General features: G+C 59.4%; 13 protein-coding genes. 9 read left to right on the top strand and 4 right to left on the bottom strand.

The window, feature by feature from the left end; genetic code table 11:
- The first annotated feature begins 110 nt into the window (after positions 1–110).
- From HEP82_RS00445 to pdxR, 7 genes are all read left to right on the top strand, one after another.
- Entirely contained in the window at positions 111–1,754 is a 1,644-nt protein-coding gene (locus HEP82_RS00445) for a TIGR04028 family ABC transporter substrate-binding protein (protein ID WP_192456287.1), read from the top strand.
- Positions 1,755–1,927: 173 nt separating this feature from the next.
- The gene (locus HEP82_RS00440; RefSeq protein ID WP_192456286.1) at positions 1,928–2,863 is read left to right on the top strand and encodes an ABC transporter permease; all 936 of its coding nucleotides are present in this window, start codon (positions 1,928–1,930) and stop codon (positions 2,861–2,863) included.
- Between the two features lie 2 nt (positions 2,864–2,865).
- Positions 2,866–3,720: an ABC transporter permease gene (locus tag HEP82_RS00435; RefSeq protein WP_192456285.1), complete on the top strand. Its 855-nt coding sequence runs from the start codon at positions 2,866–2,868 to the stop codon at positions 3,718–3,720.
- A gap of 2 nt (positions 3,721–3,722) precedes the next feature.
- Positions 3,723–5,363, top strand: a complete 1,641-nt coding sequence (locus HEP82_RS00430) for a dipeptide ABC transporter ATP-binding protein (RefSeq protein WP_192456596.1) — start codon at positions 3,723–3,725, stop codon at positions 5,361–5,363.
- 23 nt (positions 5,364–5,386) lie between these two features.
- Positions 5,387–6,427 (top strand): putative FMN-dependent luciferase-like monooxygenase, encoded by a 1,041-nt coding sequence (locus HEP82_RS00425; protein ID WP_192456595.1) that lies wholly within the window; start codon positions 5,387–5,389, stop codon positions 6,425–6,427.
- Entirely contained in the window at positions 6,424–7,539 is a 1,116-nt protein-coding gene (locus tag HEP82_RS00420; RefSeq protein WP_192456284.1) for an alkylhydroperoxidase domain protein, read from the top strand. The genes HEP82_RS00425 and HEP82_RS00420 overlap by 4 nt, the downstream gene beginning before the upstream one ends.
- A 399-nt stretch (positions 7,540–7,938) precedes the next feature.
- A complete protein-coding gene (gene pdxR / locus HEP82_RS00415; protein WP_192456283.1) occupies positions 7,939–9,423 on the top strand; it encodes a MocR-like pyridoxine biosynthesis transcription factor PdxR in 1,485 nt (494 codons plus the stop codon).
- A gap of 97 nt (positions 9,424–9,520) precedes the next feature.
- On the opposite strand, the gene glk is transcribed toward pdxR, so the two are convergent.
- Positions 9,521–10,489, bottom strand: a complete 969-nt coding sequence (gene glk, locus HEP82_RS00410; protein ID WP_192456282.1) for a glucokinase — start codon at positions 10,487–10,489, stop codon at positions 9,521–9,523.
- A gap of 691 nt (positions 10,490–11,180) precedes the next feature.
- Positions 11,181–11,477, bottom strand: a complete 297-nt coding sequence (locus HEP82_RS00405) for a DUF3861 domain-containing protein (RefSeq protein WP_192456281.1) — start codon at positions 11,475–11,477, stop codon at positions 11,181–11,183.
- Positions 11,478–11,563: 86 nt separating this feature from the next.
- On the opposite strand from HEP82_RS00405, the gene HEP82_RS00400 reads away from it, so the two are divergent.
- Positions 11,564–12,019: a MarR family winged helix-turn-helix transcriptional regulator gene (locus tag HEP82_RS00400; protein WP_192456280.1), complete on the top strand. Its 456-nt coding sequence runs from the start codon at positions 11,564–11,566 to the stop codon at positions 12,017–12,019.
- A 20-nt stretch (positions 12,020–12,039) separates the two neighbouring features.
- On the opposite strand, the gene HEP82_RS00395 is transcribed toward HEP82_RS00400, so the two are convergent.
- The gene (locus HEP82_RS00395; protein ID WP_012763662.1) at positions 12,040–12,495 is read right to left on the bottom strand and encodes a GNAT family N-acetyltransferase; all 456 of its coding nucleotides are present in this window, start codon (positions 12,493–12,495) and stop codon (positions 12,040–12,042) included.
- Between the two features lie 144 nt (positions 12,496–12,639).
- Here HEP82_RS00395 and HEP82_RS00390 point away from each other — a divergent pair, with 144 nt between their 5' ends.
- On the top strand, positions 12,640–13,722 hold the full coding sequence (locus HEP82_RS00390; protein ID WP_192456279.1) for a bifunctional transcriptional activator/DNA repair enzyme AdaA: 1,083 nt from the start codon (positions 12,640–12,642) through the stop codon (positions 13,720–13,722).
- Here HEP82_RS00390 and HEP82_RS00385 read toward each other — a convergent pair.
- Positions 13,712–14,182 (bottom strand): Lrp/AsnC family transcriptional regulator, encoded by a 471-nt coding sequence (locus HEP82_RS00385; RefSeq protein ID WP_012763660.1) that lies wholly within the window; start codon positions 14,180–14,182, stop codon positions 13,712–13,714. The two genes, HEP82_RS00390 and HEP82_RS00385, sit on opposite strands and share 11 nt — an antisense overlap.
- Positions 14,183–14,227 lie beyond the last annotated feature (45 nt).

Below are 14,227 nucleotides of genomic sequence, written 5' to 3'. Positions count from 1 at the left end.
TTTGTCGTTTCAATACCACTGTGAAAGTATCGTGTCTCAACGGCAGTGCGCCTGTCGCCCCAGCTCTCGGCTTATTTTCAAATAATCATTTAATAAATAAAGGAAAAACCATGTTTGGTTTATTTAATGCTCCGCATAATCGGCAGATGGGTCTGCTTATTTCATTAGCATTATTGGGAAATGGCGCCACGGCACAGGCCGACGATAAAGCGCCGAAAACCGGCGGAACACTGGTGTATCTCGAACAACAGCCCCATACCAATCTTTACCCGCCCGCCGGTGGTTTTTACCCGAACGGCGGCATTCTGAACCAGATCACCGATAAGCTGACCTACCAGAATCCGGAAACGCTGGAGATTGAACCCTGGATCGCCGAGTCCTGGACTATCAACGCCGACAGTACCGAATACACTTTCAAACTGCGCCCCGGTGTGACTTTCTCCGACGGTACGCCGCTGGACGCCAACGCCGTCGCCAAAAACTTTGATACCTACGGCCTCGGCAACAAGGCGCTGAACCAGCCGGTATCGGAGGTGATCAACAACTACCTGCGCAGCGAAGTCATCGACCCGCTGACGGTGAAGTTCTTTTTCAAAAAACCGTCGCCCGGTTTTCTGCAAGGCACATCGGCCATCGGTTCCGGGCTGGTATCCCTCAGTACCCTGGCCCGCAACTTCAACCAGTTGGGAGACGCTCCCCGCATCATCGGCTCCGGCCCGTTCGTGGTCAGCAGCGAGAAACCGGGACGCGAACTGAAGCTGACGGCCCGCAAGGACTACCACTGGGCGCCGGTGAAATCCACACATCAGGGCCGTCCTTATCTGGACGGCATCACCTATCTGGTCACGCCGGAAGACAGCGTGCGCATTGGCGCGCTGGTTTCCGGTCAGGCGGACGTCATCCGCCAGATTCAGGCCTATGACGAAAAACGGGTGCAAAGCGAAGGCATCCACGTCTATGCCGCCGCCACCCGCGGCGTCAACAACAGCATCAACTTCCGCCCGGATAACCCGCTGGTAGCCGACATTCGTGTTCGTCAGGCTCTGCTGCACGGCACCAACGCCGGGGAGATCGTCCAGACGCTCTACTCCGGCAACTACCCGCAGGCAACATCGGTACTGGCGAAAACCGCCGCCGGCTATGTCGATCTGTCGTCAAAACTGCGCTTTGACCCGGCGCAGGCGTCGCGTCTGCTGGACGAGGCGGGCTGGAAAACCGGCGCGCAAGGCCTGCGAGAAAAAGACGGACAGACATTGACCCTGACTGCCTATGAATCACTGCCGCAGCCGCAGAACAAAGAGATGCTGCAACTGGTGGCGCAACAGTGGGCCAGATTAGGCGTGAAGCTCAACGTGCTGGCGGGCGATGCCGGCAGCAAAACCATGGACAGCCTCGATCCACAAAAAACCGGCGTCGCACCGGGCATGGTGGGCCGCGCCGACCCGGACGTACTGAAGAGCCAATATTATCCAACGCTGCGTAACGTGCTGCTGCAAAAAGGCGGCGTGAGCGACAAGGTGAAAACCTTTGAAGATGCGCGCCTGAACGCCCTGCTGGACGGCATTGCCTCCACCACCGATCGCTCCCGGCGGTTGGCGTTGGTGGGCGACGTACAGAACTACCTGATCGATCAGGCTTACGTCATTCCGATTTTTGAAGAACCGCAGGTGTTTGCCGGGCGCGCCGCCACCAAAGGCATCGGTTTTGAAGCCGTCGGCCGCCCCAGCTTCTACAACACTTGGCTGGACAAGTAACCCGACGTCCCGTCTGAGCCCGGTATAACAGCGATCGCCAAAGTCTGTCCGCCGGGCGAATGCCGGGAGCCCTTGCGGCGTTCGCTCGTCGATCCCGGCATCAGGCTGAACGCCATCAAACCGTCGTCGCGCATAGCGCCGATGGCGGCACAGGCCAAATCAGGAGGTGAGGCATGAAATATCTGGCGATACGCATCGGACAGGCGCTCGGCGTGCTGTGGGCGGCGTTCACCCTGTCGTTCATTCTGTTGCAGGCGCTACCGGGTGATGCGGTGCTGATCAAATTCATGAACCCGGAGCTAGGACTGAGCGCCGACCAGATCGCGCTATTGCGTCAATCCTACGGTACGGACGTTCCAATGCTGACGCAGTATTTTGCGTCGCTGGCGCGCATTCTGCATGGCGATTTCGGCCTCTCGCTGCACGCGGGGCTGCCGGTCGGCGAGCTGTTGGCGACCAATCTGCCGCCGACGCTGCTGCTGGCGGTGCTCGGTTTCAGCGTTTCGGTACTGCTGGCGTCCGCACTGGCCTTTCTTTCCGCACTGTCGCCCTTCTGCTGGCTGCGGCAGGTCTTTCAATCCGTACCGTCGCTGTTTATTTCCATCCCCACCTTCTGGTTGGGCATCGTGCTGATTCAGGTGTTCTCCTTCCGTTTGGGCTGGGTTTCCGTGATCAACCCCGGCGAATGGGAAGGATTAGTGTTGCCAATCCTGACGCTGGCGGTGCCGATCTCGGCGCCGATCGCGCAGGTACTGATGCGCAGCATCGATCAGGTGCTGACACAGCCGTTTGTGGCGGTGGCGCGCGCCAAAGGCATCAGCCGCAGCGGCGTGTTGTGGCGTCACGTGGCCCGCAACGCCGCCCTGCCCGCACTCACGCTGGCGGGCATGCTGCTGGGCGAACTGATCGCGGGCGCGCTGATCACCGAAACCGTCTTTGGCCGTAGCGGGCTGGGCCAGTTGACGCAAGAAGCGGTCAACACCCAGGACGCCAGCGTATTGCAGGCGATTGTGCTGGTGTCCGCCACCGCGTTCGTCACGGTCAGCCTGCTGGTAGACCTGCTCTATCCCCTGCTTGATCCACGCCTGAAGAAACGGGCTGAGGTATAACCATGGCGACGATTCAACTGGAAAAAATGTCTTTTCCGCTGCGCCGGAAAACCCTGCGGCTGCGCCGCTACGTCGCCCAGCCGGGGCTGCTTCTCGCCTGGCTGGTGCTGCTCACCGTGATGCTCTGGGCGTTGTTCCCCGCGCTGTTCACCCACGACAATCCGGTTGAAGGCATCGCAGGCGCGCAGCGGCTGGCGCCGGGTCAACAGGCTCTGCTGGGCACGGATCAGCTCGGCCGCGACGTTTACACCCGCATCGTTTACGGCGCGTCGCACTCACTGTCCGGCGCGGCGATCGCCGTCGGGCTGGGCCTCGGCCTCGGCAGCGTGCTGGGCCTGCTGGCGGGCGCGCTCGGCGGACGTTCGGATACGTTGGTCATGCGCGCGGTCGATGTGCTGCTGGCAATCCCCAGCCTGCTGCTGGCGCTGACGGTGATTATCCTGCTCGGCTTCGGCAACGTGAACGCCTCCATCGCCGTGGGCACCATTCTGGTGGCCAAATTCGCCCGGCTGGTGCGGGCGGAAGTGCTGCGCGTGCGCAACAGCGACTACGTGGAAGCGGCGTTCGGCAGCGGCGGAACCTTTTGGAGTGTGCTCTGGCGACACATTCTGCCCAATGCGCTCCCCAATGTACTGGCCTATGCCGCGCTGCAATTCGGTTACGCCATTCTGGAGCTGGCCACGCTGAGCTTCCTGGGCTACGGCGCGCCGCCGCCAACCCCGGAATGGGGCTTGCTGATCGCCGAAGGACGCAACTACCTGGCGACCGCCTGGTGGCTAACGACGTTCCCCGGCCTGTTGGTGGTAGCGGTGGTGCTCGCCGCCAACCGCGTCAGTCAATCGCTGCGGAGGGCATGAACATGCATCTGTCGGCTGGTTTGCAAACCCAAGCGCCGCAACCGGTACTGGCGCTGGACGATGTCACCATCGCCTATCGCGGCGACGACGGCGAACGCATCGTGGTAGAGGGCGTCTCGTTCGCCATCTGGCCCGGCGAAGTCGTCGCGTTGGTAGGGGAATCCGGCTCCGGTAAAACTACCACCGCCCAGTCCGTCATCGGATTACTGGCGGATAACGGCCGCCTGGCGCGCGGCGCTATCCTCCTCAACGGCACCGACATCAGCCGCTGGCCGCAAAAACGATTGGACAGCATTCGCGGCAGCGTCATTAGCCTGGTGCCCCAGGATCCCGGTAGTTCCCTCAACCCGGTAAAAACCATCGGCGAACAGGTGGACGAAATTTTGCGGCTGCATCAGAACCGCGACGACCGCAAAACCATCCGTCAGCAGACGTTGGCGCTGCTGGCGCGCGTCGGGTTGACGCAGCCGGAACTGCGCGCCGCCCAGTATCCGCATGAGCTCTCCGGCGGCATGAAACAGCGGGTGCTGATTGCCATCGCCATCGCGCTAAAACCGGCGTTGATCATCGCCGACGAACCCACCAGTGCGCTCGATGTGACGGTACAAAAACGCATTCTCGACCTGTTGGACGACCTGCGCCGGGAACAGGGTACCGCCGTGCTGTTCGTCACTCACGATCTGGGGGTGGCGGCCGAGCGCGCCGACCGGCTGTTGGTATTTCGTCAAGGCTATATTCAGGAACAGGGGCCGGTGCGGGAGGTGTTGTCTGCGCCGCAAAGCCCGTACACCCGCACGCTGCTGGAAAACATTCCCTCGCTGGCAGCGACCAAACGCCCCAGCCGCCGGCAGGACGGCGCCCCCATCGTCACCGTGGAGCATCTGGTGCAGGAATTCCCGCTGGCGGGCAAAACCACGCCGTTTCGCGCAGTGGACGATATCTCGTTCAGCGTCGCGTCGGGCACCACCCACGCCATCGTCGGCGAATCCGGCTCCGGCAAAACCACCACCGCCCGCCTGCTGCTCGGCTTCCAGCGTCCGACCGCCGGTCGCATTGTGATCGACGGCACCGATGTCGCCCAGTTGCGTGGCGAAGCACTGCGCCAGTTCCGCCAGCACATCCAGTTGGTGTACCAAAACCCATTCAGTTCGCTCGACCCGGCGCAACGGCTGGCGGATATCGTTGAAGAACCGCTGCGTAATTTTGGCCGTTACCGCCGTCTGGAGCGTCAGCAAAAAGTGGCGGAGATGTTCGAACGGGTGGCATTGCCCGCCCCACTGCTGCAACGCTACCCGGCGGAGCTCTCCGGCGGCCAGCGCCAGCGCGTCGCTATCGCCCGGGCCTTGGTGCTGGAGCCGAAGGTGCTGGTGCTGGACGAAGCGGTATCCGCGCTTGACGTCACGGTGCAAGCGCAAATCCTGCGGCTGCTGGAAGAACTGCAAACCGCGCTGGGGCTGACCTATCTGTTCATTTCGCACGATCTCGCCGTCGTCCGGCAAATCGCCGACACCGTGTCCGTGCTCTGCCACGGCAAATTGGTGGAGTCCGGCCCGGTGGAACAGATTTTCGCCCGACCGGAACAACCCTACACCCAGGCGCTGATCGACGCTATTCCGGGGCGCCGAGCCCTGATCGACGCCTGAACCATTGCGATGAGAGGATAAACATCATGCGTAAACGTCTGGGATTTTTTACCCGTCTGCTGGATGACGTACCGGCGGGACAACGCTACCGGCTGGCAACGGAACAGATTATCCGTGCCGAACAGCTCGGTTTTGACAGCGCCTGGGTGGCGCAACACCATTTTCACGCCGACGAAGGCGGCCTGCCATCGCCGCTGGTGTTTTTAGCGCAGGTGGCGGCGCGTACCCGCCGCATCCGGCTTGGTACCGGCGTTATCACGCTGCCGATGGAGCAACCGTTGCGCGTAGCGGAAGACACCGCCGTGCTCGATTTGCTAAGCGACGGCCGTCTGGAAGTCGGTATCGGTTCGGGCGGCACACCTTCGTCCTTCGCGGCATTTGGCCATAACAGCGAGCAACGCGGCGAAATTCTGGCTCGTTATCTGGCGCAGGTTCGCGCCGCCTGGGCCGGCGTGCCGCTGAGCGGCGACGGCAACCAGCTTTACCCGATCGCACCGCATCTCAACCAGCGCGTGTGGCAGGCCACCTTTTCGGTCGAGGGCGCCATTCGCGCCGGCAAAGCCGGTGACGGACTCATGCTGTCTCGTACCCAGCCGCGTGCGGAAAACCACGCCTACGCCACGCTGGCCGACCTGCAAAACCCGATGATCGACGCCTATCTGGACGCGCTGCCCGATGGCGTCGAGCCGCGCATTATGGGGTCGCGCAGCGTGTTTGTGGCGGATGACCGCACGCTGGCGCTGCAATTGGCGCAAACCGGCCTACAACGCTCTGCCGCCCGCCTCGCCCGGCTGGGCCGCCCCTCGCGCGACGGTTCGGTGGAGGAGCTGATCGCCTCCTTCGACAGCCATGTGGGCGCACCGGATGACGTCATCGCCTCGCTGCTGGCGGATAGCGCGCTGGCGCGTACCACCGATCTGTCGTTCCAGGTGCACTCCATCGATCCACCACACACCTATATTCTGCGTTCGCTGGAACTGATCGCCACCCAGGTGGCGCCGGCGCTGGGCTGGCAGACGAAAAAAACGCAACAAAACAGCCCGGTTGGGCAGGAGATAGTATGAGTTTTTCGACACAGGATATTTTGCAGCAGTTGGCGGAGATCCCCCCGAATACCGATTTGGCACAGGCTCGGACCGTCCGCGACGCCGCCACCCGGCATACGCAGGGCAGCCATGAGGCGCTGTTTTCCGCCTCGGCCGACGGCAATCTGACGCCGACATTGCGTTTTCTGCTGGCGGAAAAGATCAGCGGCTGGCATCAGGATAGCGTGTTGCAACGCTTCTATGCCGGGCGGTTGACGGATTTCCCCGTACCGGCCGACAGCGACGCACTGCAATTGGCGCTAGCGCATGCCGAGCGGCTGACCCTCCGCCCGGCGACGGCCAACCACGAACATCTGCACGCTTTGTTGCAGGCTGGCTGGACCACGGACGACATCGTCACGCTGTCGCAACTGACGGCATTCGTCAGTTTCCAGAGCCGCCTGCTGCGCGGCTTTCGCCTGCTGGCCGGGCAACCGGTCGCCGAAACCGATACGGTTGTCGCCGCCGCCGGCACCTGGCATACCCAACCGCTGACCCACAACGGCAAGCCGGCGCCGCTGGCCTTCACCCAGGAAGAACTGGCGTGGGAACCCTGGATCCCCGCCAAACCGTTGGCGGAGTTCAGCGCCGCAGAACAGGCGGTGCTGGAGAAATTCGGCCATACCCACTCGGACTATTTCCGCCTGCTGGGTCGCAATCAGCCCGTGCTGGAACAGCGCACCCTGACCGACAAGGGCATTTTTTATACCAGCGGCGGGCTGCCGCGCGCCGAACGCGAGCTAGCCGCCGCCGTCGCCAGCAAGGTTAACGGCTGTATTTACTGCGCGTCGGTGCACGCCCGCAAAGCCAGCCAATTGGCCAAACGGCATGATGCGGTACAGCACTTGTTGGCGGTCGCGCCCGGCGGCGATCTGGGTGCAGAACAGGAGCCGCGCTGGCAGGCCATCATTGATGTCGCGGCACGGCTGTCCGTAACACCAGCGCAGCTTAACCCGCAGGATATCGAGCGGTTGCGTCAACAAGGGCTGAGTACGCTGGAGATACTTGACCTGATCCAGTCCGCCGCCTTCTTTGCCTGGGCCAACCGGCTGATGTTGACGCTGGGCGAACCTTTCCAGCCGCAGGGCTGAAGGCCACATGCCTACCTGGGCCCGCACGGAGAGTCGCCAGGATGATGTTCCGCCGCCCTTGGCATAACGGCTACCCGGATCATGATGCCGTGCCGCCAAGCGGAACGGCGGAACCTGGGCCGAAGCCAGCGACAAACCAAGCAGAGGCCACGCAACACGCAGTGAATTCCTGCGCTTCTTAGGCACGGCGACTGGGGACATCCCAATACCTCATGTTCCGCGTGGCCGGGTCCGCCCGCTGCCCGCCGACCACAGCATTGGCGCCCGCATCTGTGGGCAATAACAACAACCGCATCCCATTCAGGCCACCGCACGTCGACGTCACCGCTGCACATCGCGCTTTCCGGTATATATCTTGCTTATGTTGTTTGTTGTTCATTCAGCAGGAGGAGGGAAAAGATGATCGAACACTGTCTGCATATCGATTTTGTGGCTCACCGGAGTTTGCAGGAGCAACTGCGAGAGACGCTGATCACGTCGATTCTTTCCGGGGTATTTCCGGTGGATGAAGCGCTGCCCTCCTGCCGTAAGCTCTCGTGCCAACTGAATATTTCCCGTAATACCGTGGCACTGGTTTACGAGGGGCTGCAAAGCGACGGCTATCTGGTCAGTCGCCCGCGCAGCGGCTATTACCTGCACCCGGATTACCATCAACCCGAAGCCGCGGCGGCGAGCTGGCCGCAACAGGCGGCCAATGATAGCGCTCAACAGGCACCAGATTGGGGCAAACGCCTGAATGTCAGTCCGAGTAACTTCCTCGCCATTATGAAACCCGCCCAGTGGATGGCGTATCCGTATCCCTTTATTTACGGCCAACCCAATACGCAACTTTTTCCCATCGAGCAGTGGCGCGAAACCACGCGAAGAGTGACCGGCACCCACCGCGACCACCACTGGCTTTACGACAATATTGATCAGGACGTTCCGCTACTGATTGAGCAAGTACGACAACGTATCCTACCCAAACGCGGCATCATCGCCCGCGCCGACGAAATCCTGATTACGCTCGGCTCACAGAACGCGCTCTCGCTGTTGTCGCAGTTGCTGTTCAGTCACTCGACCCAGGTGGCGGTGGAAAACCCGGTGTTCCGCGAAGCCATCAATGCCTTTGCATTGCAGGGGGCGCAAATCATCCCGCATACGCTGGATAATGAGGGGCTGCGCCTGGTCGATGCATCGCGCCAGTGTGACTATTTCTACATTACGCCCAGCCATCAGGCGCCTACCGGCGTAAGGATGAGCGACGCCCGGCGCCGTGCGTTGCTGGAACATGCCAACCTTCACGATCAAATCATTATCGAGGACGATTACGACTCGGAAACCAATTTTGACCCCTACCCGCGTGCGGCGCTGAAAGCCAGCGATACCAACGGACGGGTGATTTACGTCAGCAGTCTCTCGAAATCGTTGTCGCCCGGCCTGCGGTTGGGATATCTGGTGGCGCCGTCGGAGTTGATCGATGAACTACGGGCATTGCGTCGGTTGTCGTACCGCCATCCGCCCACCAATATCCAGCATCAGATGGCGCATTTTCTGGCTCAGGGATATTACGAAGCCTATCTGCACCGCTACCGTGAAGATTCTGCGCGCCGCTGGGATATGTTAAACAACGCGCTGGATCGCTGGCTGCCGGAATGCCGACGCATGACGGGTAGTGAACACGCCAATGCGTTTTGGCTGCAAGCACCGGAGGGGTGCAACACCCGGCAGTTGGCCTGGCGAGCGGCGCACAATGGCGTATTGATTGAACCGGGACAGGCGCATTTTCTTGATGCCGACGCGCCGGAAAACTATTTCCGGCTGGGGTTCCACGCTATCCTCCCAGACCAGATTGAAACCGGCATTACTCGGCTGGCGGAAGCCTTTCATCACCACATCCGCTAAGCGGAGCACCCTGCCATCGCCATAGCAGCCACGCATTACGCCGCGATAGCCGCTTCTTTAAGCGGCGTCTGCGGTAGACCCCTTTGATGGACACGGCTTACAACGTCTGTCCCAACGCCTGACGCAAATACGCGCCGGCGCCCAGCAGACCGGGCTGCGGGTGGGTTATCAGATACGCCGGAATATCCGCCAGATAGTCCCGAAAACGGCCTTTGTCTTCAAACGCCGCCCGGAAACCGGAATTGCGGAAAAACTCAAGAAAACGCGGCACGATGCCGCCGGCGATATAGACGCCGCCGAAGGTGCCCAGCGTCAGCGCCAGATTGCCGCCGAACCGCCCCATCAACACACAAAACAGCGACAGTGCGCGCAGGCAATCCACATCGCTGTGGGCCAGCGCCCGCTCGGAAATCGTCTGCGGCGTTAGCGCCTCCGGCACGCGGTCATCCGATTTGACGATGGCGCGATAAATATTGACCAACCCCGGCCCAGACAACACCCGCTCAGCGGAAACATGCCCCAACTCCTGACGCAGCACCTGCAACAACAGATCTTCTTCTTCGCTGTTAGAGGCGAAATCCACATGCCCCCCCTCGCCCGGCAGGCTGACCCACTGGTCGCCGACCGGTAGCAAATGACCGACACCCAGACCGGTACCTGCGCCATACACCGCGATGGGCTTGCCCGCCAGCGGCGCTTCGCCACCCAGTTGGATCACATCGTCCGGTGCCAGCGCCGGAATCGCCATGCTGACGGCGGTAAAATCGTTAATCACGTCCAGATGGGAAAAACCGAGGCTCTGCTTCACGGCGGCGATCGAAAAGGCCCAGTCGTGATTGGTCATTTCCACCCAATCGCCGGTAATCGGGCAGGCGATTGCGATGCAACCGCTGCTGACGGCGAGTGCGGCGTGTTCGCCAAGAAACAACCGGATGACGCTTTCCAGGCTGTCGTGTTCCTGCACCGCATACTGCTTGCTATGCGACAGGCTGCCATTCGCCAGATGACAGAGAGCAAGGCGAGCATTGGTTCCGCCGACATCACCAACCAGCGCATATTGAGACATAAAGCAGCTTCCCCCTTAAAATTCCATCATCACTCAGGCTATATATCCCGTCAGTCGGGCTTTTCTAATCATTTTCAGCATATCGTTGCAAAACAAGGCGTCAAATGCCCGCGCACAATTTTGCGGGCTGATGCATTAAAAACGCCGGATGACATAACTCTTTCTTATAGATGGATAATTCGAAAAATAATAGGTACGCGGCGCCGTAAAGAGCCGACATCTGAAAAAGATAAAATCGATACCCTAAATAGTTCGAGTTGCAGGAAGGCGGCAACCGAGTGACAAATTCGTTTGGAACGAATTTGACCAGCCAACGGCTGGCCTGTGGTGAGCGACAACGCTGCCGGGAACAGAGTTGAACGCAGCTTACTGCGGCCCTGAAAGGGTCAGGGAGGGGGGCGAGTAATAAAGCCAACGCACCTGTAACTTGAGTGTAATGTGTATATCGATAATCAGATTAAGGGCCGGCTATTGAATAGATACAGCGGATAAAAAACGCCGGAAACGTTTTTCCGCAATACCCACGCAGCACATAGATAATCGAACAGGGCGGATGCCATAGAAAATAATCAGGCCATATTAATGGCAATATTCAGTGTGCAAATTATGCTTCATTTTCCATTTTAAACGCCCGGTCGTCATGAATGAGACTGACCCGCTGCAAGAACTGCTCCTGGACATTTCGATATATCTAGCGCGTTTCCGCGCCCCCTTTCTTCAATTTCAGCATGAAATCACGAAAATGTGGCGCCAGCTCTTGAAACAGCGGGTCTTTACGATGCGCCATCATAATTTCGCCGAACAGCTTCAACCCCAGGCAGAATGCCGGTACCTCCTCCTGCGGCAAAATACCTTTTGAACGCACCCGCTCAATGATGGCCGGAATATTGTCATGATTGACCACATCGAATGTCAGAGCGCGGTCATACTGCGCGTCGGTATGATTTTCGGTGATATTTTCCAGCGTGATACGATACTGATAAGCCATGGTTTATCCTTTCGGTTCAGACAAAATTGCCATATGGTTGATTTTATCAACCATATAAACAAAAATGTTGATAAGGTCAACAATTAATGCAAGACACCCTTGATACCCAGACATTCGAGTTGCTGGGAGAACTGATTCACCGCTTCAAGCGGCATCTGCAGGATACCGAGGTGCTGGCCCAAGCCGGGATGGCGCCGTTTCAGGCCCGGGCGTTAAGCTTGATCGCCCGCCATCCCGGCCAAAGTCAGCATTTTTTGGTACAGCATACGGGGCGGGACAAGGCACAAATCGCTCGTCTGCTCAAGGATCTGGAAACGCTGGGGTTAATCACCCGCCGGCCAAGCCCTACCGATCGGCGAGTGCAGTGCGTAGCGCTTACCGAGCGGGGAGAAGCCATCCATCATCGTTTCAGCGCCGCGCGAACGGCAATGCTGCAACAGGCGTTTTCCGACGTAACGCCGGAAGAACGGCGCAGCCTGTTGCAGATCATGCAGAAAATGAAAGCCAATCTGGACAACGCCGCGCCGCACGATCGGGGCTGACCGGCGTGCCGACCATGGTCTCAATGCACGGCATCATGCCGGTCGTAGATGCCGTGCCGCACGTAAGTCCAGGTGTAATCGTCCCGGTTAATCGGCTCGTAGCCGACTTTCTGATACAGCCACGGCGCCGTGGAGGTCAGCAGCAGCTGACGCCGCAGGCGCTGCAAGCGCGGGTGAGCCAGCGTACATTCCACCAGAAAACGCCCCAGCCCCGCGCCTTGCCGTTCAGGCAAGACAAACACATCGCACAGATAACCAAAGGTAGCGAAATCCGTCACCATACGCGCAAAGCCAATCTGTTGTTCCCGGTGAAAAAGGCCAAAACACAAACTGTTATCGATAGACAGGGTTACGGTTTCACGATCGATCCCGTTCGCCCAAGTTGATGTGGTGAGATAAGCGTAGATGGCATCACAATCCAGACGTTGCCTGTCAGTTGATACCAGATATTCACCTTTCGTCCATTGCATTAACATAGGTACTCCTCGCTGCATCCGACTTATCTGCTGTTTATACTCCCTTCATGTACGCGAGAAAATCCATGCCCGAAATCAGGCGCAATAACGGTGTAAAACCGTTTAGGCTGACATCATGTTCTGCCAGCCCGATGAGAAACCGCTATGTTTGACCTCCCCGACGACGACGAACTGTATCGCGCTTTGATCGCTCGCGACCCAACCTGGGAAGGGTTCGCGTATGTCGGCGTGAAAAGTACCGGTATTTTCTGCCGGTTAAGCTGCGCCGCCCGCAAGCCTAAACGGGAAAACGTACAATTTTTTTCCTCGGTGGCGACAGCGCTGGAAGCCGGGTTTCGCCCTTGCAAGCGTTGCCGACCGTTGATGGCCAAAGGCGATGATGCAGGGGGTATCGTAGCGATCCTGACCGCTGCGCTGGAAAAACAGCCGGAAAAACTCTGGAGCGAATCCGATCTGATCGCGATGCAGATGGATCCGTCTACAGTACGACGTACCTTCAAACGCCAGTTCGGCATCACGTTTCTGGAAATGGCCCGTCTGCACCGACTGGCGAAAGGGATCACGACCCTATCGTCCGGCGAAGACGTCATTAGCGCGCAGTTGGATGCCTGCTATGAATCCGGCAGCGGTTTTCGCTCCGCCGTCATCCGGCACCTGGGCATTTCCCCCAGCCAGGCCAGGCGGCACAGGTTGTTGAAAGCGGCGTGGCTCGATACGCCGATCGGCACCATGCTGGCTATCGCGGATGAACATGCGCTCCACCTGCTGGAATTCGTCGACCGCAAAGGGCTGCCCGGCGAGCTGGAAAAGCTGAAACAACACACGGCCTCCAACATCATCATGGGGACGCTGCCCGTCATTGAGCACCTCAGAGAAGAGTTGCGGGATTACTTTGCCGGGCGACGTTTCCGCTTCGACACACCGCTGGCGCAGCACGGCACCCTGTTTACCCGCCGGGTATGGGACGCATTAAGCACCATCCCTTACGGGACGGTGGAAAGCTACCGTGCGCTGGCAAACCGCGTGGGCAACACATCCGCCTGTCGCGCCGTCGCGCGCGCCAATGGTGCCAACCCACTCGCTATTGTGGTGCCCTGCCATCGGGTGATCGGCGCCGACGGCTCCCTGACCGGCTACGCAGGTGGCCTGTGGCGTAAAAAATGGCTGTTGGAACATGAGCGCCGCACAAGGCCGGACGACGCTCCCAGTGGCGACGTCACAGCATAGAACGCACCGGCAGTGCCGTTTTATGGATCAAGCGCCTGAGCGAGAACGAGGTCTGCACATCACGCAGCCCTTCTATCTTGATCAGCTTTTTCTGCAAAAAACGCTCAAAATCGGACAAACTGGCCGCCACCACCCGCAACATGAAGTCATGACTGCCCGACATCAAATGGCATTCCATCACTTCATCAAACGTTGCAATCTGCTGTTCAAATTTGCGGAAAGTGGCTTCAGACTTGGGTTCCAGCGTCAGCGAGATATAGGCATTGACCGGAAATCCCGCCTTTTCCTGATCCAGCAACGTGACATATTGTTCAATGATGCCGCTCTCCTCCAGATGCTTTAGCCGCCGGGTGCAGGGGGTGGCCGACAGACAGACCCGCTCTGCCAGCTCGGTAATTTTCAGCCGGGCGTCCTGCTGCAGCTCATTCAATATCTGGGCATCGATGCGATCCATCTTCATGAGTGATACTCCCTAACCAATCTCAATTAAGCAGAGAAATTCGCT

It is taken from the genome of Musicola keenii (assembly GCF_014855505.1).
Lineage (GTDB): Bacteria > Pseudomonadota > Gammaproteobacteria > Enterobacterales > Enterobacteriaceae > Musicola > Musicola paradisiaca.
Note: the sequence above shows the minus strand (reverse complement) of the source record. Positions and strands in the feature narration are given on the sequence as shown.